The sequence below is a fragment of the Nocardioides sp. N13(2025) genome, from assembly GCF_051912545.1.
Lineage (GTDB): Bacteria > Actinomycetota > Actinomycetes > Propionibacteriales > Nocardioidaceae > Nocardioides.
The window spans coordinates 2,862,631-2,881,519 of record NZ_CP196809.1 but is presented as its reverse complement, the minus strand read 5'-3'; the positions used below and the strand labels follow the sequence as shown (position 1 = coordinate 2,881,519).

Sequence of the window (18,889 nt, the reverse complement as noted above, 5' to 3'; positions counted from 1 at the left end):
GCACCACCTGTCACTCACAACGCTTTGGCAACAGGTCTGGTGTGGCCCGTGGTGCCAGTGGGACACTCTCCGCGCTCGCCCGGGGGTCTCGGGACCCCCATACACCCCGTCACACCCAGTTCTGCGAAAACGCCACGGAATGTCGCGAGACTCTTTAGGTTGAGTCTGCTCCGGTCCACCCGGGGTCGTTTCGTCGTCGAAGTCGCTCACCTATCGCGAGGCACACATGACTCAGGATGCAGCCCAGGCCCGCAAGGGCGCGGGCATGTCGGTCGCCGGTTGGCCCCTGCGCCGCAAGATTGCGCTCGCGCTGGCGATCCCCCTGCTGCTCGCGGCGACCCTCGGCGGTCTCCGGGTGCAGGGCGACTACGGCGACTCCCGCCAGGCTGCCACCAGTGCCAAGCAGGTCACGATCATCCAGCCTGCCGTCGACTACCTGACCGCCTCCGAGGCCGCGATGGTCGCGGCGCAGACCGACAGCGCCGCCAGCCAGGGCGACCTGATCGACGCGATCTCCGACATCATCACCAACGCCGAGACGCTGGTGCAGACCCGTGACAGCGCCGACCTCGACGAGATCCAGGTCGCCCACGTCAACGCGCTGCTCGACCTGAGCCAGGCGATGCGGGCGGAGGGCGCCGAGGACCTCGGCCCGGCCACCTGGATCGCCCTGGTCCGTCAGCTCGAGTCGAGCGTCTCCCAGCTGGTCACCAGCGTGAACGCCGCCCAGGAGACGCCCGAGCCGCGTCTGGAGCAGCTGTCGCAGGCCATGAGCGGCCGACTCTCGCTGGCCCTGCAGCAGGGACTTCTCGCCACCACGCTGTCGCAGTCGAGCTCGCAAGAGCTCTTCTCGGAGATCGGCGTGGAGGCGGCGGCCATCGACCGTCTCGCCGGCTCGGTCGACGGCGCGGAGGACCAGACGGCCCTGCTCCGTACGCAGAACACCAAGCACGCCGGTCAGATCCGCGACGACTCGGCCACCAACCTCGACGGCCGCGACGCCTACGTCCCCTACGACGAGATCACCGAGGAGCTCGTCAGCGGCGTCACCGCCTCCCTCGACGAGGCCGCCTCCGACGCACAGCGCAACGCGCTCATCGGTGCGGTGCTGACGCTGATCGCCCTCGGTGCCGCCATCTTCATCGCGTTCGTCATCGCCCGCAGCCTGCTCGAGCCGATCGGCCGCGTGCGTGAGGGAGCCCTCGCGGTGGCCCGCCACCGCCTGCCCGACGCGGTTGCCCGGATCCGGGCGGGCCAGGAGCCCGAGCCGATCACGACGATCGACGTCACCACCAACGAGGAGATCGGACAGGTCGCCCGCGCGGTCGACGACCTCCACCGCCAGGCCATCCACCTCGCCTCCGGTGAGGCCCAGCTGCGCCAGACGGTCAACGCGATGTTCGTGACCCTGTCGCGCCGGTCCAACTCGCTGGTCAACCAGCAGCTGGCCCAGATCGAGCGCCTCGAGCACGACGAGGAAGACCCCAAGCGCCTCGAGTCGCTGTTCCGCCTCGACCACCTGGCCTCGCGCATGCGTCGTACGGCTGACTCGCTGCTGATCCTGGCCGACGCGCCCAACCGTGCCGCCGGCACGTTCAGCCTCACCGTCGGCGAGGCCCTCCAGGCCGCGACGTCGGGTGTGCAGGACTACCAGCGCGTGCAGATCCTGTCCCACCTCGGCACCCGCGTGGGCGACGAGGCGGCGGCCGACGTCGTCCACCTGCTCACCGAGCTGGTCGACAACGCGCTGACCTACTCGCCGCCTGCCGAGCCCGTGCGCCTGGCCGCCAAGCTCGGCGCCGACGGCGTGACCATCACGATCACCGACTCCGGCCTGGGCGTTCCGCCCGCCGAGCTCGACCTGCTCAACCGCGACCTCGCGCACGGCGCCGAGGCCACCCCCGACACGGCTCGCCGCATGGGTCTGTTCGTGGTCTCGCGTCTCGCCGAGCGTCACGGCATCAACGCCTCGCTGGCCCGCAACCCCGGCGGCGGCATGACGGCCACCGTGCTGCTCCCGCCGTCGGTGCTGCCCGAGCTGCCGCAGACCGCGGCGCCGGCTGCCGGCGCGGCCGCGAAGTCGGTGGAGACCGTCACGGCCAAGCCTGTCGAGACGGCCAGGCCGGCCGAGGCCGCTGCCGCGACCGCCGCGCCGAAGCGTGACGCCCGCAAGCTCACCCGCGCGGAGAAGGCCCAGGCCAAGGCCGCCGAGAAGGCCGCCGAGAAGCAGGCCGCCAGCGACGCGAAGGCCGCCGAGCGTGCCCGCGCAGCGGAGGCCAAGGCTGCGAAGAAGGAAGCCGCCGAGGAGGCCGACCTCGAGCCGCCGACCGCCCCTGCCGCCGGTGCTGCCGCCTCTGCTGCTGGCGCTGCAGCCGCTGCCCCCGCTGGCGGCGAGTCCGCCGGCACGCCGGGCCGACCGTCGCTGGACAGCCTGCTGCCGCGCCGCGAGCCGGGCGCCAACATGCCCCGCACGGGTGCCGACGCCTTCCTCCCGCCGGAGACCTCCGGCGCGACCGGGCCGCTGTTCGGCAAGCGCACACCGGAGCCGGCCGCCGAGGCCGAGGTCACCGAGTCGACGGAGACGGCCGCGGAGCCGACCCCGGCCGAGAAGGTCGCGCCGGTCGTCCCGATCACCGCCCTCGCCTCACGTCAGCGCGCCCAGGCCGAGGAGGCCCGCGTCGCCGAGAAGCCCGTCGCGCAGGAGCCGGTTGCCGAGCCCGTCGCGGAGCCCGTCGTGGAGGAGCCGGCCGCGGAGCCTGCTCGCGCCCACGACCCGCTGTCCGACCCGCTGCCCGAGAGCGCCTTCGACCACACCGACGAGCAGCAGGCAGCTGAGCAGCAGGTCGACGAGACCCAGGTCGAGGCAGAGGCCGACGCCCCGGCAGGCGAGACCGCCGAGGTCGACCGGTCCGAGGCGCAGGCCGACGACGTCGAGGTCGACGCGGCCGACCCCCTCGGCCTCGGTGGCCCGAGCCGGCAGGACAGCCGACCGGACAGCCGACCGGACGCCGGGTCCACCGAGGCGCCCGCCGAGGCACCCACCGAGCAGGTCGTCGAGGAGCCCGCTGCAGAGGTCCCCGACGAGCCCGTCGCCGAGCCGGCCGTCGAGGCCCCCGCCGCGTCCCTCGCGGCGGACGCCGGACACACCTCCGGGCACACCTCCGGCCACAACGGCCTGTCGCACGACAGTGCGCCGGCGCGCAACGGTGGCGACTCGCCCATCTTCAAGTCGATGCGGTCGGGGTGGCTCACCGGCGACGCCAGCGAGATCCACGAGACCGAGGTCGACCGTGGCTGGGAGATCGCCGAGCACGTCGCCGAGGTGGCCCCGGTCGCCGAGTCGACCGTCACCGGACTTCCGCGACGTGCCCCCGGAGAGCGCCTCGTTCCGGGTAGCGTTACCCCGCCGACGGCAGCCAAGACGCGTGACCCGGAAGCGATCCGTCGCCGGCTCCAGGCCCACACCGCGGGAGTCTCCCGCGGCCGACGAGCAGCCCAAAGTTCCACACAGCACACGGAAGCAGGCCCCGCATGACGTACGAATCCTCCGCCCCCGCCGCCAGCACCGCTGGTGACGACCGTGACCTCGACTGGGTGATGTCGCGCTTCGTCGAAGAGGTTCCCGACGCCGCGCACGCGATCCTGGTCTCGGCCGACGGCCTCCTGATGGCCTCGAGCACCAGCATCCCTGGTGAGCGGGCCGAGCAGGTCGCCGCCGTCTCCTCCGGCCTCGCCAGCCTCGCTGTCGGCGCCGCGCGCCTCTTCGAGGGTGGCTCGGTGATGCAGACCATCGTCGAGATGGAGATGGGCTTCCTGATGCTCATGAGCGTCGGTGACGGGTCGAACCTCACCGTGCTCACGACCGAGGAGGCCGACATCGGCCAGGTGGGCTACGAGATGGCCCTGCTGGTGGACCGTGTGGGACGCACCGTCGAGGCCCAGGCCCGCGTCGGTGCGGGCGGCTGAGCCGGACCACCGCCGTGACGCCGCCACATGAGCCGGAGGAAGAGGCCTACCGTCCTCGCCTCATCCGCTCTTACACCATCACCGCAGGTCGGACGGCAACCACTGTCGATCTGGCCATGGAGGCGACTCTCCGCCTCCAAGCTGGTGCGGAGGCGCCCGTCCTCAGCCCTTCTGCCGCGCAGGTTCTCGAGGTCTGCGATCGGCGTTCCGTCGCCGAGGTGTCGGCACTGACCAAGATGCCGATCGGCGTCACCCGGGTGCTGCTGGGTGACCTGATCGAGCAGGGCCTGATCCGGATCCAGGCCACCATCACCGACAAGACGTCGACAGATGAGCGTCTCGAGCTCATCGAAAGGACCCTCCGTGGACTTCGAAACTACTAAGGCACAGCGTGCGGCTGCGTCGACGAAGATCGTCATTGCCGGCGGCTTCGGCGTCGGCAAGTCGACGCTCGTCGGCGCCGTCTCGGAGATCGACCCGCTGCGAACCGAGGCACTCGTCACCAACGAGTCCGAGGGCGTCGACGATCTCGCCGCCGTGCCCACCAAGGCCACCACGACGGTGGCCATGGACTTCGGCCGACTCACCCTGGCCGAGGACCTGGTCCTCTACCTCTTCGGTACGCCGGGCCAGCGTCGTTTCTGGTTCATGTGGGACGACCTGTGCCGTGGCGCCATCGGCGCCATCGTGCTGGTCGACGTGGCCCGGCTCGACGAGTCGTTCTCGCCGCTCGACTACTTCGAGTCCAAGGGCATCCCGTTCATCGTCGCCGTCAACGAGTTCGACGGCGTGCCGCGCTACCCCACCGAGGAGATCGCCGCCGCGCTGGCCCTGCCGCCGGAGGTGCCGATCATCAGCCTCGACGCTCGCGACCGCGAGCAGGCCAAGGGTGCGCTCGTGAAGATCACCGAATACGCCCTCATGCGACTTCGTGAGTCGCTCACCGTGAATGCGAACTAGTGCCATGACCCGTCGTCCCAGCCCGGCCCGCGCGGCCGCGGCCGTCCTCTCCTCCGTGGCCCTCATGGCCACGCTGAGCGCCTGTGGTGGCAGCGCCAGCGGGGAGTCCACCGACGCCCTCACCGAGGTGTCGCTGGTCTTCAAGGGCGCCCTGACCGTGTGCACCGACATGCCCTACGCGCCGTTCGAGTACGAGGAGAACGGCAAGCCGACCGGGTTCGACATCGACCTCATCCAGAAGGTCGCCGACGACCTGGAGGTGGACCTCGACGTGATCGACTCGGCCTTCGACGACATCACCTCCGGTGACGCGCTCAACAACGACGTGTGCGACGTGGCGATCTCGGCGATGACCATCACCGGCGAGCGCGCCCGCGTCCTCGACTTCTCCAGCCCCTACTTCGACGCAGCGCAGGCGCTCATCACGCCGCGCGGCTCGGGCCTGGACCAGATCGCGGAGCTCGACGGCAAGCGGGTCGGCGTCCAGAAGGACACCACCGGCGAGACCTACCTGAGCGACTTCGCACCCGACGGCACCCTCGTCACCGCGTACGACGACGCCGCGGGCCTGCAGGCCGCGCTCGAGGCCGGCGAGCTCGACGCCGCGATGCTCGACAACACCGTGTCCGGGCAGTTCGTCTCCGACAACCCCAAGCTCAAGCTGGCCCGGGAGTTCGACACCGGTGAGCAGTACGGCATGGCGGTGAAGAAGGACGGCAACATCCCGCTCCTGCGCCGGATCAACGGCACCCTCGCCGACCTGCGCGAGAACGGCAGCTACGACGAGATCTACGCGAAGTACTTCGGCTGATCTGCCGCGCTGCGACGCCGACCCGGGACATCGGGTCGGCGTTGCCGCATTTCGGGGTGGCGGCATACGACATGCACGGGTCCGACCGTGGCGGCATGTGACATCCAAACGGCCGCCCGACCTGTCGTATGCCGCCACCGTCGAGGCGGACTTGTCGTATGCCGCCACCCTCGAGGCGGACCTGTCGTTTGCCGCCACCCTCACGGGACGGCGCGGCAGGACGCGGCGGCCCTACGGCGCGATGGTGAGGAAGAGGAAGGCCGCCAGCAGGACGAGGTGTACGCCGCCCTGCAGGGGCTTGGCCCGCCCCGGGACGACGGTCAGGATCGCGACCGCGGCGGTGAGGAGGAGCAGGACCGACTGCAGCTGGTCGAGCCCCAGCTCCAGAGGACCCTCCAGCCAGATGCTGGCGATGGCGATGGCGGGGATGGTCAGGCCGATGGAGGCCATGGCCGAGCCGAGGGCCAGGTTGAGGCTGACCTGCACCCGGTTGCGGGCGGCGGCGCGGACCGCGGCGATGGTCTCGGGCGCGAGCACCAGCAGGGCGATCACGACGGCGACGACGGCCTGCGGGAAGCCGAGCGCGGCCACGCCGGACTCGATGGCGGGCGACTCGATCTTGGCCAGGCCGACGACGGCCACGAGGGAGACCACGAGCAGGCCCAGGCTCGCGTAGGCCGCGCGGTCGGTCGGCGGGTCGGCGTGACCGTCCTCGTCGACGTCGACGGGCTCGTGCTCGAAGGAGTCGCCCCCGCCGGCGGACGTGACCACGGGCGAGTGCTGGCCGTGGGTGACCGGGAGGAAGAAGTCGCGGTGCCGGATCGTCTGGGTGAAGACGAACATGCCGTAGAGCACCAGGGAGGCGACCGCTGCGAAGGCGAGCTGAGCGCCCGTGAAGACCGGCCCGGGCTCCGAGACGGTCACCGACGGGAGCACCAGGCACACGACGGCCAGCGTGATCACGGTGGCCAGCGCCGCGCCGGTGCCTTCGGGGTTGAAGACCGCGAGGTGGTGCTTGAGCGCGCCGACCAGGAGCGAGATGCCGACGATGCCGTTGACGGTGATCATCACCGCGGCGAAGACGGTGTCGCGGGCCAGCCCTGACGTGTCCTTGTCGGTGGTCACCATCAAGGTGACGATCAGCCCGACCTCGATGATCGTGACCGCGACGGCGAGCACCAGCGACCCGTAGGGCTCACCCACCCGGTGGGCGACGACCTCCGCGTGGTGGACGGCGGCGAGGACGGCGCTGACCAGGAGCACGGCCAGGAGGCCCAGGACCACGGCCCCCTCGGGGTGGGCGAACCAGGCAGGGACGACGGCCACGATGGCCAGCAGGGGGGCAGCTGTTGTCCACGACGGCCGGCTCATGCGGCAACCCTAGGGGGCGTGCCTGAGCGCGGATCTCAGCCTTCGGGCGTCGAGAGCTTCTCCAGCCGCGCCCGCAGCAGCGGCACCCGGTGGCTGTTGCCGGTCAGGGTGACGTACTGCTCGCCGAAGATCGCGAGCAGCGCGTCGTCGAGGCGGCGTACGGCGCCGGCGGGGTAGCGGTAGCCCATCCGCCGGATCACGGCGTCGGCGTCCACCGAGGTGAGCAGGTCGGCGAGGTCGTCGATCGTGTCGATCCCGAGCTGGGCGAGGAGGTCGGCGATCCAGTCGTAGTGGTCGGTGTGCGACCAGCCCGCGTCGCTGTAGTGGCCGGCCAGGAAGGTGGCGAGCTCCTGGCCGACGATGTGGTCGGCCTCGGCCTCGGTCGGGCTGCCGGGCGCGGCCGCCTGGATCCGCTCGCGGATCGTGGCGAACTCGCGGTCGGCGAGCTCGATGAGCCCGGCCGCGAGGGTGAAGCGGCGGTCGAGGTCGGCCGCCGCGTCCTCGGGCACGTTGCCCTTGTAGCGGATGTCGTGCTCGAACTCCGCCCACGCGTGCTGCAGCACGGTGCGCACCTGCACGCTCGCGCGCTCGCCGGCGAGCTCCTCGTGCCCGGCCGGCTCGTCGTCCGGTACCTGCACGAGCAGGTGGCGGCTGGCGTAGCCGAAGCGCCCCGACCGTGCGGTCTCCTCGCCCAGGTCGCGGTCGTCGAGGACGGTGAGCTCGTCGGCCAGCAGCTCGGCCACGGCCGCCACGTCGCTGTGGACGTAGGTGATCACGCGGACGCCGATCTGGTCGGTGATCTGCTCGAGCGGGTCGGGGTAGAGCAGGCCGGCTCCCTCGACGCGGTTGGCCTTGGCGGCGAACGACGCGACGCTCTTGGTGCGGCCCGTGACGCTGAGGTAGTCGATGCCGGCGTCGTCGAGCAGGGTGCGGATCAACGTGACGTAGCCCGCCGTCGCGGCTGCGAGCTGCGGCTGCCGGGCGGCATAGGCACGTACGGCCTCACGCACCGGCTCCTCACTCATGGCCCCCAGCCTGCCAGAAGACGACGAGCCTGACGGGGGAGCCGGCGCACGTTGGCTATCGTCGAACAACCATGACTACTCCGAAGACGTCCTCCCCGCGCCGCTCGGGCGCCCGCGGGACCAGGTCCCTCACGGCCCTCGTCACCGGGCTGGTCCTGGCGACGAGCCTCGCGGCTTGCGGCGACGACACCGCCACTGACACCGCCACCGACCCGTCGGCCTCGAGCACTCCCTCCCCGTCGGACGAGCCCACCTCGGAGACGCCCACCGAGACGAGCCCTGCTCCGGAGACCGGGGAGGGCGGCCGGACGACGATCCCCGCGACCGGGTCGGCCGGGGTCACCGAGGCCACGGTGGTGCACGCCACCGAGGGCGGCGGGTCCGCGTCCACTCTGGCGTTCGCCCTCGACACCGACGGGGCCGTCTCCGACTTCGTCGGCCAGCTCGAGGGTGGCTTCGGCGACACGGTGAGGGCGACCGTGGCCGACGTGGCGGAGGCCGCGCCCGGCGCCACCCCCTACGGCGCCGTCGTCGCCGTCGGGTGCGAGGGACCGCGGAGCGTGGCGATCGACGCGGGGGAGGCCGGCTTCGAGGTCGTGCCGCAGATGCCCAAGAGCACCATCCAGTGCCTGGCGCCGATGACCTACGTCGTCGTCTTCGCCGCGCCCGACGCCTGAGCAACCCCCCGATCGGGGGTAGCGGGGCCCCGCGGCCCGCCTTACCGTGAACAGACGTCCGTCTGTTCGGCCGGCACCGCAGGGAGCACCCTCATGGCGAACACACAGGTTTCCTCCGCACGCGGCATCAGGCTCGTCCGGACGGCGAGGCACCCCTCGTTGGCCCTCGTGGCGCTGCTGCTCCTCGCGTGGAGCGGCGCACCGCCGACCCAGGCGGCTCCGGGCACCGACCAGCGCGACGCCGTCCAGCAGCTCAGGGCCGAGGGTGACGCGGTGCTGGTCGGGGCCGGGGACATCGCGGAGTGCAAGGGCAGCTTCGACAGCGCGACCGCGGCCCTGGTCAACGCCACGCCCGGCACCGTGTTCACCCTGGGTGACAACGCCTACCCCGACGGCACCACCGCCGACTTCGCCAACTGCTACGGCCCCACGTGGGGCGCCTTCAAGGACCGGACGCGTCCCGTGGCCGGCAACCACGACTACAACACCCCGGGCGCCGCGGCGTACTTCGCCTACTTCGGCGCCGCCGCCGGAAACCCCAGCGAGGGCTGGTACAGCTACGACGTCGGGACCGACTGGCACGTGGTCGTGCTCAACAGCAACTGCGCCTTCGTGGGTGGGTGCGGGGCCGGGTCGCCGCAGGAGCAGTGGCTGCGGGCGGACCTCGCGGCCAGCAAGCGCGCCTGCACCCTCGCGATGTGGCACCACCCGCGCTTCAGCTCGACGTACGGCACGACGCCTCCGGCGAGCGCCGCGTCGTCCCGCGCGTTCTGGAAGGCGTTGTACGACGACGGGGCCGAGGTGGTCATCAACGGGCACGAGCACGTCTACGAGCGGTTCGCGGCCCAGGACGCGTCCGGAGCCGCCGACCCCGGCAAGGGGATCCGCCAGTTCACCGTCGGCACGGGCGGCGAGGAGCTGAGCAGCTTCCACAAGGCCGAGCCGGACAGCCAGGTGCGCGACGCGACGACGTTCGGCGTGCTGAGGCTCACGCTGGGGCGGGGCACCTACGACTGGTCCTTCCTGCCGATCGCCGGGAGCACGTTCACCGACTCCGGCACGGGCTCGTGCACCGGCGGCGGGCTGTCACCGGCGGCACCCCCGCCTCCCGGCACGCCGCCCGGCGCACCCGTCCCCGTGGCGGACCAGACGTGCCAGGGCCGCGTCGCCACCCAGGTCGGCTCGAAGACGAAGATGGTCGGGACCGCGGGCGACGACGTCATCGTGTCGGGGAGGTCGCGGAAGGTGCTGGCCCGGGGCGGCAACGACCTGGTGTGCATCACCTCGTCCCGCGCGGTCACGGTCTCGGGCGGCGGCGGCCACGACGTCGTCAAGGGTGGTCGGGGCGACGACGCCGTCGCCGGCAACGGTGGTGACGACGTGCTCCGCGGCGGCGGTGGCCGCGACCTCTTGGTCGGTGGCGCCGGCAAGGACCGCCTCCTGGGCGGCGGCGGCCGGGACTCGGCGTCCGGCGGGGCCGGACGCGACCGTTGCACCGCCGAGCGCGAGCGGAACTGCGAGCGCTAGGTCAGGGAGCAGTCATCGGGGTCGGCTCGGGGGGAGGCGTGGGCGCCACGGGCGGCGTCGGCGTCGGCGTCGGCAGGATCGGGACCACCGGCGGCAGCTCGGCGTGGTAGACGACGCCGAAGGCGTTGGCCACCGAGCGCTCGTTGCCGTCGGAGGGCTCGTTGACGATCGCCATCGCGCCGGTGCCGTTGCGCGAGTACATCGCCGACGACCCGCCCCCGTCGAGGTTGATCGCGTTCTCCGCGCCGAGCGCGGTCATGATGTCGGCGAGCTCGACCATCGTGTAGCCGCGGCTCACCGTCGAACGTCCGTCCACGACGAGGATGAGCAGCTTGCGGCCGTCGGCGTCGATGCCGACGGCGGTGCGCGGGTGCGCGATCGTGTTGTTGATGACGGTGCGTACGCCGTTGACGAGGAGGGGGCGGTCGCCGCTGATCGCGACGGTCGGCTTGCCGCCCTCGATGCGCTGGGACAGCGTGATCTTCTTGCCGCGCTTGAGCGTCTTGAGCTGGCCGGCGGCGCGGCCGACGCCGATCAGCACCCGGTCCCTCTTCTTGATCTTGCGACCGTCGGACAGCTTGGGACGGTTGGAGATGACCCGGTTCTTGCGGAGCACGACCTCGCGCGCCCGCTTCTTGCCGCCGGTGACCTGGTAGCCCTCGGTGCGGTGCCAGTCGGAGGTGTAGACGCCGATCTGGCCGGCCGGCACCCGGTAGTGGTTGATGCCGCTGACGGTCCACTGGCGGCGCTGGCGGATCGTGTACTGCACGCTCAGCGGGCTCACGTGCGGGCCGGCGTCGTCGAACCACAGCGTGGAGTTCACGCCCGGGATCCAGCCGTCGCGGGACCCGCCGAGGACGCCGTGCTCGCGGTTGATGGTGACGCCCAGGGGCGAGTCGGTGCGGCCGATGTCGAAGAAGTCGCCGTTGACCGTGGTCAGGGCGCTGTTCCAGCGGCCGTACTGGCTGACCTTGCGCCGGCTGGTGACGTAGGTGGGCGAGAGCTCCTCGAAGCTGATGTTCGCCGCGTCGAGGTTGACGGTGACCAGGTTCATCCGGACCTGTCCGACCGGCTGGCGCCCGTCGACCTGGTCCCACTCGCGCAGGACGACGCCCGGCGCGATCTCGTAGCTGACGTCGTTCTTGACCTGGGCCGCGCGTCCGCGCAGGTTGACCGGCGGGCCGACGACGACGCCGGGCTTGCCGTCCGAGGTCTGGTTGCGGCCGCGGTAGCCCTTCGCTCCTGAGGTGGAGCCGGAGGCGCGGGCGGAGGTGGCGTCCGCGCCGGTGCCTCCGTCGTCCGCGACCGACGGGGCGACTGCCAGGCCGGCGACGAGCACCCCCGCCGTGGCGACCGTGAGCGCGCGGGCACGCGTCAGCTGGGGGAGGGCGGGGCGGCTCGTGAAGACAGGCACGCGCTCCACAGTAAAGGACGTGGTGGGACTGGTGGGAAAATTGGGATCAGCGGGTCGGGGCTAGGCTGCGACCCGTGCCCGCCGAGCCGACCCCGTGGAACACCTTCATCGCGGGGGACAACCTCGACGTGCTGCCGCGGCTCGCGCCGGGCTCGGTGGACCTCGTCTACACCGACCCGCCCTACAACACCGGCAACGACTTCGCCTACGCCGACCGCTTCCGCGACGACTCGCACGCCGACCCGTACGCCGGCCGGCACGCCGCCTGGACCGCGATGATGCGGCCGCGGCTCGAGGCCGTACGAGAGGTGCTCGCGCCCCACGGTGCGGTGTTCGTCAGCATCGACGACAACGAGGCGGCCCACCTGCGGCTGCTGATGGACGAGGTGTTCGGCGAGGCCAACTTCCTCGCGCAGATCGTGGTCAACCTCAACCCCAAGGGCCGCCAGCTCGGGCGCGGGTTCGCCACCAGCCACGAGTACGTCCTGGCCTACGCCCGGCACCTGCCGACCTGCGCGGTCGACGGCAGCACGACCGAGTCCGTCGACGAGGCCGACTTCCCGCTGACCAGCCCCGACGGCCGCCGCTTCCGCTACCTGCCGCTGCGCAACACCAACAAGAAGTTCAACCCGCTCACCGCGCCGACCCTGCACTTCGCGCTCCACGGCGACCCGGTGACCGGTCGCGTCGCGACCGCCGAGTTCCCCGGCAGCCAGGCCCTCACGCCCGTCTTCGGCGACGGTCGCCCGGCGGTGTGGCGCTGGTCGCGACCCCGGGTGGACGAGCGGCCCGACGACCTCGAGTGCCGGGTGATCCGCGGGCGCACCGGCGAGCGGGCCGACATCTTCCAGCGCGACTGGCTGCACCGCGAGGGCGGGCGCCGCAAGAAGCTCCGCACCATCTGGCTGGCCGAGGAGATCGGCTCGACCGACACCGCGGTCGCCGAGCTCAAGGCGCTGCTCGGCCACGTCTTCGAGTCGCCGAAGCCCACCGGGCTGGTGCGCCGGATCCTCGCGACCCTGCCCGACGACGTCGTGGTGCTCGACCCGTTCGCCGGCAGCGGCACCACCGGTCACGCGGTGGCGCTCGCCAACGTCGCCGACGGCGGCAGTCGCCGCTGCATCAGCATCAACTCGACCGAGCCGACCCGCGAGGGGTCCAACGCCCGGCTCGCGGGCCTGGCGACCGTCGCCGACATCACCCGCGCCCGGCTGGCCGCGGTCGCCGAGCAGGTCGGCGGCGGGCTGGACGTGCTGGAAACACCGGGTACCCGGTGACTCCTCGGGTTATCGCCCGTTGCAACGGTCGAGAACCTCAGCGATCACCGGGTACCCGGTGATCGCGTCAGCCGACCCCAGCGGCCCTCTCCAGGGCCGCGAGCTCGTCGTCGAGGTGCTGCAGCAGCACCTGCAGGTGCGGGACGGTGCGACGGCAGCCGGTGAGGCCGAAGCACATCTTGCCGTCGTAGGACGTGCAGGTGATGTTGAGCGCCATCCCGTTGATCGGGATCGAGAGGGGGTAGGTGCCCGTGAGCTTGGCGCCGTTCCAGTAGTGGGTCGTGCGCGGGCCGGGGACGTTGCTGACGATCAGGTTGTAGGGCGGTCGCACGATGCCCTGCATCCGGAAGATCGGGCCGAGGATGGCCGGAGCCTGGCCCAGCGCGCTCATCGCGAGGATCTGCGTCGGCGTCATCGCCGAGAGCCCCTCCTTGCCGTCGAGCATGGATCGGTGGATCGCCGCCAGCCGGTCGGCCGGGTCGGGCAGGTGGGTGCCGAGCTGCACCATCACGGCACCGACCGCGTTGCCGCCGTCGGAAGAGGCGAGCTGCGACTGCTTGGCGTTGAGGCCCACCGGGACCATCGAGACCAGCGTCGTCTCGGGCAGGGCGTCGAGCTCGGCGAGGTAGGTGCGCATCGCGCCGCTGACCATCGCCAGCACGACGTCGTTGATGGTGGTGCCGGTGGCCTTGCCGACGCCGCGCAGCCGCTCGACGGGCCAGTCCTGGGCGGCGAAGCGACGTGAGCCGGTGATGTTCTGGTTGAGCATCGTGCGCGGGGCGTAGAGCGAGAGCGCGGACGTCTCGTTGCGCACGCTCTTGTTGAGGGTGCGGATCAGCGCGCCGGGCATCCCGGCGGCCTCGGACGCGATTGCGAGCGCCGTACGCACGGTGGCGGCCGAGACGTCGACGAGGGACGGGCCGTCACTGGGCTCGACGGCGCGCGGCCGGGACGGGCGCTTCGCCCAGGGCGCGGGCATGTCGCGCTCGTCGGGGTCGGTGGACAGCACGCTGGCCAGCAGGCGCATCGCGGAGACGCCGTCGACGAGGGCGTGGTGGGTCTTGGTGTACATCGCCACCCGGCCGTCGCGCAGGCCCTCGATGACGTGGGCCTCCCACAGCGGCCGCTCCCACGCGAGGCGGGTGCTGTGCAGCCGCGAGCACAGCTCCAGCAGCTCGCGGATGCGGCCGGGCTTGGGCAGCGCGCTGTGCCGGACGTGGTGCTCGATGTCGAAGTGCTCGTCGGGCTGCCACACCAGCTGGCCCGCCGTACGCGCGGAGCGGTGCGGGTGCTTGAGGAAGAGCGGGGCGATCTCGTCGACGTCGCGCATCTGCTCGTACATCTCGCGCACGTAGCTGCGCCCGGCGCCCTCCGGCTTCTCGAAGAGCTGGAGCCCGCCGACGTGCATCGGCATCTGGCGGTTCTCGGCGAGCAGGAACCCGGTCGCAGTCGGATCGATCGGGTTGACCACTGGTAGTCCTCGTTCCCGGGCTGGAAGGTCCGGGCATCCTCTCGTCCGGAGGTCGGCCACCACAAGGGTCAGGCGTGTGACGTGGTCGGTCGGGCCTCAGGACAGCGAGTGGGCGAGCTCGGCGACGAGCGCGTCGACGACCGCGACCAGGTCGCCACCGGACTCGCGGGCGACCGCCCGCTGCCGCTGGTACGACGCCCCGCGCCGCGGGATGTCGGCGACGGTCCGCAGCTCGGACTCGCAGCCGAGGCGCCGGGCGACGGGCGTCAGCCTCTCCAGGAGGTCGTCGAGGTCCTCGGTGACGAGCCGCTCACGGTTGCTGTCGTCGAGGATGACGATCGCGTCGAGGCCGTAGCGCGCGGCACGCCACTTGTTCTCCTGCACCTGCCACGGCGGCAGCGTCGGCAGCGTCTCGCCCGCGGCGAGGCGGGTGTCGAGGTCGACGACGAGGCAGTGGACGAGGGCGGTCACGGCCGCGACCTCCGCGAGGTCGGACATCCCGTCGCAGACCCGGTTCTCCAGCGTGCCGAGGCGCGGCGCCGGGCGCAGGTCCCAGCGGATGTCGGACATCGACTCGATGATCCCCGTCGTCGTCTGGTCCTCGATGCACTTCTCGAACTCGGCCCAGGTGTCGAAGGTGAACGGCAGGCCGGCCGTGGGGAGCTGCTGGAACATCAACGACCGGTTGGAGGCGTAGCCGGTGTCCTGGCCGGCCCAGATCGGTGAGCTCGCCGAGAGCGCCAGCAGGTGGGGGTAGGTCGTCAGCATCGAGGCCAGGACCGGCATCACGCGGTCGCGCTCGGGCATGCCGACGTGGACGTGGACGCCCCAGATCAGCATCTGCCGACCCCACCACTGGGTGCGGTTGATCAGCTCCTCGTAGCGGTGGCCCTCGGTGAGCTGCTGGTGGGACCAGTCGGCGAAGGGGTGCGAGCCGGCACCGAGGAGGTCGACGCCGAGCTCGGCGGCAGCGGGCGCGACGACGGCGAGGGTCTCGCGCAGGTCGTGCGTGGCCTCCCCGACGGTGTCGCAGATGCCGGTCACCACCTCCACGGTGTTGCGCAGCAGCTCCTTGTGCAGCCGCTCGGGCGTGTCCATCCGGCCGCCGGCCAGCTCGTGCACCTCGGAGGCGACGCTCACGAGGTCGCGGCTGACCCGGTCGACGAGGGCGAACTCCCACTCCACGCCGAGCGTCGGCTTCGGCGACGCGTGGAAGTCGATGCGCATGACCTCACTCTAGGGAGCGGCACACGGGAGAGGATCACCCCTGTGTCGACGGATGCACGACCGGTGCGAGCATGGCCGCGTGGACCAGCAGCACGGGCTCACCTCCGGTGAGGGCAGCAGCGAGGAGCAGGCCGCCGCCGAGCGGACGCGGGAGATCCACCTGACGATGGATCTGTGCCTGAGGATCGGCGAGATGCTGCTGTCCTCCGGCGCCGGCGCGGCCGACGTGACGGCGACGATGCGCTCGGTGGCCGACCACCTCGGCCTGCGCCACGCCGAGATCGACGTGACCTTCACGGCCCTGTCGATGAGCTACCAGCGCGCGCTCGACGACGTGCCGATGCTGATGCTGCGCCACGTCCAGCAGCGCGACATCGACTACGAGGACCTCACCGCGGTCGACCACCTGGTCCGCGACATCCTCACCGACCAGGCCGACCTCTTCCTCGCCCGCTCACGGATGGCCACGATCATCTCGCTGGGGCACGCCTTCCCCCGGTGGGCGGTCACGCTCACCTGGGCGGTGATGGCCGCGGCGGTCGGCGTGTTCCTCGGTGGTGGCGTCGTGGTGTCGGCCGTGGCCGCGCTGGCGGCCGCGCTGATCGACCGGGTGCAGATCGTGCTGGCCCGGAGGCGGCTGCCGTTCTTCTACCTCCAGGTGGCCGGGGGCGCGATCGCCACGCTGCTGGCGGCGGGGGTCGCCGCGACCCCGATCGACGTCGACCCGTCGCTGGTCGTGACCGCCAACATCATCATGCTCCTCGCCGGCATCGGCCTGATGGGCGCCGTGCAGGACGCGCTCACCGGCTTCTACCTCACCTCCAGCGCCCGGCTGATCGAGGCGATGATGGCGACCGCCGGCATCATCGCGGGCGTCGCGCTCGGCATCTCGGTGGCCAACGGCGTCGGCCTCCAGCTCAGCCGGCTCGTGCCCGGGCAGATCGGCGACTACTCCGACCTGCCCGCCATCCTCGCGGGTGCGGCCGTGTCGTCGGCCGCCTTCAGCGTGGCCTGCTACGCCCCGCGCCGGGCCGTCCTGCCGATCGCCGTGATCACCGCGATCGCGGCCCTCATCTCGCAGACCGTCTCGGTCAACGGCTTCGGCCGGGCGGCCGCCGCAGGTGCGGCGGCGTTCTTCATCGGCCTCGTGGCCTATGCCGTCGCGGGGCGGGTGCGGGTGCCGCCGCTCGTGGTGGCGGTGCCGGCGATCGTGCCGTTCCTGCCCGGCCTATCGATCTACCGCGGCCTCACGTGGCTGGCAGACGGCGGCTACCTCGTCTCCCAGGGGATCCTCGCGCTGATGACCGCGATCTCGGTCGCGATCGCACTGGCGTCGGGCGTGATCCTGGGGGAGTACGTCGCCCAGCCGCTGAAGCGGGAGGCCCGCAAGCTGGAGAACCGGCTGGCCGGCCCCCGCCTGGTCGGCCCGTTCCGCGCCATGACCCGCGCGGAGCGGCGCGCGCTCAGGAGGACGACGGCGTCAGGCGAGTGAGCTCGTCCAGCCAGCGCCGGTGCGCTCCGTCGTACGGCGGGAGGCCGGCGCGGACGGCCGCGACGAGCTCGTCGCAGCTGGCCTGCGCGGCGCCGACCACCTCGGCGGGGTAGCCGAAGGCGACCTGGTGCTCGGCGAACTCGTCCTCGTCGTCGACGAACGTCTCGCCGGGGCCGGCGGACAGGTTCTGCGGGGCGGACCGCGTCGACGTCGACGGCTCGGCGGACATCCGGATCACGTCGAGGTCGAGGTCGACGGCGCGGAGCACGTCGCCGTGCCACTCCCCGGGCGTGGTGACGTCGATGTAGAGGTCGCACCAGATGCCGGGCGCGTGGAAGGTGGCGGCGTACCAGCCACCCGCAGGCACCAATGTCACGCAGTCGACCTCGGAGTGGAACTCGTAGCCGGGGCGGCGGTTGTGGGTGCCCGCCGGGAACCCGAGCCACTCGCCGTGCTCGTCGGACCCGAGGTGGATCCCCTCGAACCGCCAGTGCGGCCGGTCGCCCCACTTCGACATCTCGCAGCGGATCGGGGTGCCCGGGGCGTGCGTGCTCACGCTCCCGACCCTAGGTCACCGGGCACTTCCTCGCGCTGAGGAGCGTCGACCGGGCACTTGCTCGCGCTGAGGAGCGTCGACCGGGCACTTCCTCGCGCTGAGGAGCGTCGACCGGGCACTTGCTCGCGCTGAGGAACGTCGACCGGGCACTTGCTCACGCTGAGGAGTGGGACACAGCGCGAGGAACTGCCCGCTCGGCGCCGTGCAGCGCGAGGAACTGCCCGCTCGGCGCCGTGCAGCGCGAGGAACTGCCCGCTCGGCGCCGTGCAGCGCGAGGAACTGCCCGGTCAGCGGAGGGGCATGCGGGAGGCGACCCGGGCGACGACGTCCTGGTAGCGCGCGCCGGCGAGCCGGGCGAACTGGTGGATCACGTGGGCGTCGAGGCCGACGAGCACGCGCGCCTTCCCGGCCAGCGCGCCGTCGAGGATGATCGCGGCGGCGCGGTCGGGCGACATCTTCGCGAGCTTCTTCTCGAAGAGCGCGTCGATCCGGGCACCGTCGAGGCCCGCGGCCTTGCGACCGTGGCGGCTGATCCCTGTCTTGATGCCGCCCGGGTGCACGCACGTCACGGTGACCGGGTGCCCGGCGACCAGCATCTCCTCGCGGATGGCCTCGGTGAGCCCGCGAACGGCGTACTTGGTGGCGTTGTAGGCCGACTGTCCCGGCACCGAGACGAGGCCGAAGAGCGAGGAGATGTTGACCAGGGCGCCGTCGCCGGAGGCGATCAGGTGGGGGAGGAACTCCTTCGAGCCGTAGACGACGCCCCAGAAGTTGATGCCGACGATCCAGTCGAGGTCGTCGTAGGTCAGGTCGGTGAAGTCGCCGGTGGCCGTCACCCCGGCGTTGTTGAACACCAGGTTCACGCGCCCGAATTCCTCGACGACCCAAGCCGCCCACTGGCGTACGGCGTCGCGGTCGGAGACGTCGACCACGTCGTGGCGCACCTTGGCCGCGCCGGCGTGCTCCACGAGCCGCACGGTCCCGGCGAGGCCCTCGGCGTCCCAGTCGGACAGCGCGAGCAGGGCGCCGCCGCGGGCAGCGCGGACGGCCAGCGCCCGGCCGATGCCGGAGCCGGCGCCGGTGATGACGACGACCTTGTCTGCGACGGATCTCAG

The 18,889-nt window shown here is 71.9% G+C and carries 16 protein-coding genes; 9 read left to right on the top strand and 7 right to left on the bottom strand.

Annotated features, from left to right (window positions below):
• Nucleotides 1-226: 226 nt before the first annotated feature.
• Genes ACS3YM_RS14000 through ACS3YM_RS13980 form a run of 5 tightly spaced genes read left to right on the top strand, consistent with a single transcriptional unit; the run spans nt 227 to nt 5,737 of the window.
• Entirely contained in the window at nt 227-3,535 is a 3,309-nt protein-coding gene (locus ACS3YM_RS14000) for an ATP-binding protein (RefSeq protein ID WP_439937040.1), read from the top strand.
• Nucleotides 3,532-3,966, top strand: a complete 435-nt coding sequence (locus ACS3YM_RS13995; protein ID WP_439937039.1) for a roadblock/LC7 domain-containing protein — start codon at nt 3,532-3,534, stop codon at nt 3,964-3,966. Before ACS3YM_RS14000 ends, ACS3YM_RS13995 begins: the two co-directional genes overlap by 4 nt.
• A 14-nt stretch (nt 3,967-3,980) precedes the next feature.
• Nucleotides 3,981-4,349, top strand: a complete 369-nt coding sequence (locus ACS3YM_RS13990; protein ID WP_439937038.1) for a DUF742 domain-containing protein — start codon at nt 3,981-3,983, stop codon at nt 4,347-4,349.
• Complete coding sequence (locus ACS3YM_RS13985) at nt 4,297-4,926, top strand: GTP-binding protein (protein WP_439937037.1); 630 nt, start codon at nt 4,297-4,299, stop codon at nt 4,924-4,926. The genes ACS3YM_RS13990 and ACS3YM_RS13985 overlap by 53 nt, the downstream gene beginning before the upstream one ends.
• 4 nt (nt 4,927-4,930) lie before the next feature.
• Complete coding sequence (locus tag ACS3YM_RS13980) at nt 4,931-5,737, top strand: ABC transporter substrate-binding protein (protein WP_439937036.1); 807 nt, start codon at nt 4,931-4,933, stop codon at nt 5,735-5,737.
• Between the two features lie 231 nt (nt 5,738-5,968).
• Here the strand turns inward: ACS3YM_RS13980 and ACS3YM_RS13975 are convergent, their stop codons facing one another.
• The gene (locus ACS3YM_RS13975; protein ID WP_439937035.1) at nt 5,969-7,108 is read right to left on the bottom strand and encodes a calcium:proton antiporter; all 1,140 of its coding nucleotides are present in this window, start codon (nt 7,106-7,108) and stop codon (nt 5,969-5,971) included.
• Between the two features lie 35 nt (nt 7,109-7,143).
• Nucleotides 7,144-8,133, bottom strand: a complete 990-nt coding sequence (locus tag ACS3YM_RS13970; RefSeq protein WP_439937034.1) for a GTP pyrophosphokinase — start codon at nt 8,131-8,133, stop codon at nt 7,144-7,146.
• Between the two features lie 71 nt (nt 8,134-8,204).
• On the opposite strand from ACS3YM_RS13970, the gene ACS3YM_RS13965 reads away from it, so the two are divergent.
• The gene (locus tag ACS3YM_RS13965) at nt 8,205-8,810 is read left to right on the top strand and encodes a hypothetical protein (protein WP_439937033.1); all 606 of its coding nucleotides are present in this window, start codon (nt 8,205-8,207) and stop codon (nt 8,808-8,810) included.
• Nucleotides 8,811-8,903: 93 nt separating this feature from the next.
• A complete protein-coding gene (locus ACS3YM_RS13960; protein WP_439937032.1) occupies nt 8,904-10,337 on the top strand; it encodes a metallophosphoesterase in 1,434 nt (477 codons plus the stop codon).
• 1 nt (nt 10,338) lies between these two features.
• Here ACS3YM_RS13960 and ACS3YM_RS13955 read toward each other — a convergent pair whose 3' ends face one another.
• Nucleotides 10,339-11,751, bottom strand: coding sequence for a phosphodiester glycosidase family protein (locus ACS3YM_RS13955; RefSeq protein ID WP_439937031.1), 1,413 nt, complete (start codon nt 11,749-11,751; stop codon nt 10,339-10,341).
• Between the two features lie 74 nt (nt 11,752-11,825).
• Between ACS3YM_RS13955 and ACS3YM_RS13950 the strand changes: the two genes are divergently transcribed.
• Nucleotides 11,826-13,028 (top strand): site-specific DNA-methyltransferase, encoded by a 1,203-nt coding sequence (locus ACS3YM_RS13950; protein ID WP_439937030.1) that lies wholly within the window; start codon nt 11,826-11,828, stop codon nt 13,026-13,028.
• A 67-nt stretch (nt 13,029-13,095) separates the two neighbouring features.
• Here ACS3YM_RS13950 and ACS3YM_RS13945 read toward each other — a convergent pair whose 3' ends face one another.
• A complete protein-coding gene (locus ACS3YM_RS13945; RefSeq protein WP_439937029.1) occupies nt 13,096-14,499 on the bottom strand; it encodes a WS/DGAT/MGAT family O-acyltransferase in 1,404 nt (467 codons plus the stop codon).
• Between the two features lie 96 nt (nt 14,500-14,595).
• Nucleotides 14,596-15,726 (bottom strand): glutamate--cysteine ligase, encoded by a 1,131-nt coding sequence (locus ACS3YM_RS13940; protein ID WP_439937028.1) that lies wholly within the window; start codon nt 15,724-15,726, stop codon nt 14,596-14,598.
• A gap of 79 nt (nt 15,727-15,805) precedes the next feature.
• Between ACS3YM_RS13940 and ACS3YM_RS13935 the strand changes: the two genes are divergently transcribed.
• The gene (locus ACS3YM_RS13935; protein WP_439937027.1) at nt 15,806-17,218 is read left to right on the top strand and encodes a threonine/serine ThrE exporter family protein; all 1,413 of its coding nucleotides are present in this window, start codon (nt 15,806-15,808) and stop codon (nt 17,216-17,218) included.
• Here the strand turns inward: ACS3YM_RS13935 and ACS3YM_RS13930 are convergent.
• Nucleotides 17,190-17,774, bottom strand: coding sequence for a DUF402 domain-containing protein (locus ACS3YM_RS13930; RefSeq protein ID WP_439937026.1), 585 nt, complete (start codon nt 17,772-17,774; stop codon nt 17,190-17,192). The genes ACS3YM_RS13935 and ACS3YM_RS13930 overlap by 29 nt on opposite strands.
• Nucleotides 17,775-18,061: 287 nt before the next feature.
• Complete coding sequence (locus ACS3YM_RS13925; RefSeq protein WP_439939893.1) at nt 18,062-18,889, bottom strand: SDR family NAD(P)-dependent oxidoreductase; 828 nt, start codon at nt 18,887-18,889, stop codon at nt 18,062-18,064.

Excerpts from the sequence above, each read along its gene's own strand:
- ACS3YM_RS13980 (WP_439937036.1), top strand. The coding sequence starts at position 4,931 with ATGACCCGTCGTCCCAGCCCGGCCCGCGCGGCCGCGGCCGTCCTCTCC.
- ACS3YM_RS13995 (WP_439937039.1), top strand. The coding sequence starts at position 3,532 with ATGACGTACGAATCCTCCGCCCCCGCCGCCAGCACCGCTGGTGACGAC.
- ACS3YM_RS13940 (WP_439937028.1), bottom strand. The coding sequence starts at position 15,726 with ATGCGCATCGACTTCCACGCGTCGCCGAAGCCGACGCTCGGCGTGGAG.
- ACS3YM_RS13960 (WP_439937032.1), top strand. The coding sequence starts at position 8,904 with ATGGCGAACACACAGGTTTCCTCCGCACGCGGCATCAGGCTCGTCCGG.
- ACS3YM_RS13970 (WP_439937034.1), bottom strand. The coding sequence starts at position 8,133 with ATGAGTGAGGAGCCGGTGCGTGAGGCCGTACGTGCCTATGCCGCCCGG.
- ACS3YM_RS13975 (WP_439937035.1), bottom strand. The coding sequence starts at position 7,108 with ATGAGCCGGCCGTCGTGGACAACAGCTGCCCCCCTGCTGGCCATCGTG.
- ACS3YM_RS13965 (WP_439937033.1), top strand. The coding sequence starts at position 8,205 with ATGACTACTCCGAAGACGTCCTCCCCGCGCCGCTCGGGCGCCCGCGGG.
- ACS3YM_RS13985 (WP_439937037.1), top strand. The coding sequence starts at position 4,297 with ATGAGCGTCTCGAGCTCATCGAAAGGACCCTCCGTGGACTTCGAAACT.
- ACS3YM_RS14000 (WP_439937040.1), top strand. The coding sequence starts at position 227 with ATGACTCAGGATGCAGCCCAGGCCCGCAAGGGCGCGGGCATGTCGGTC.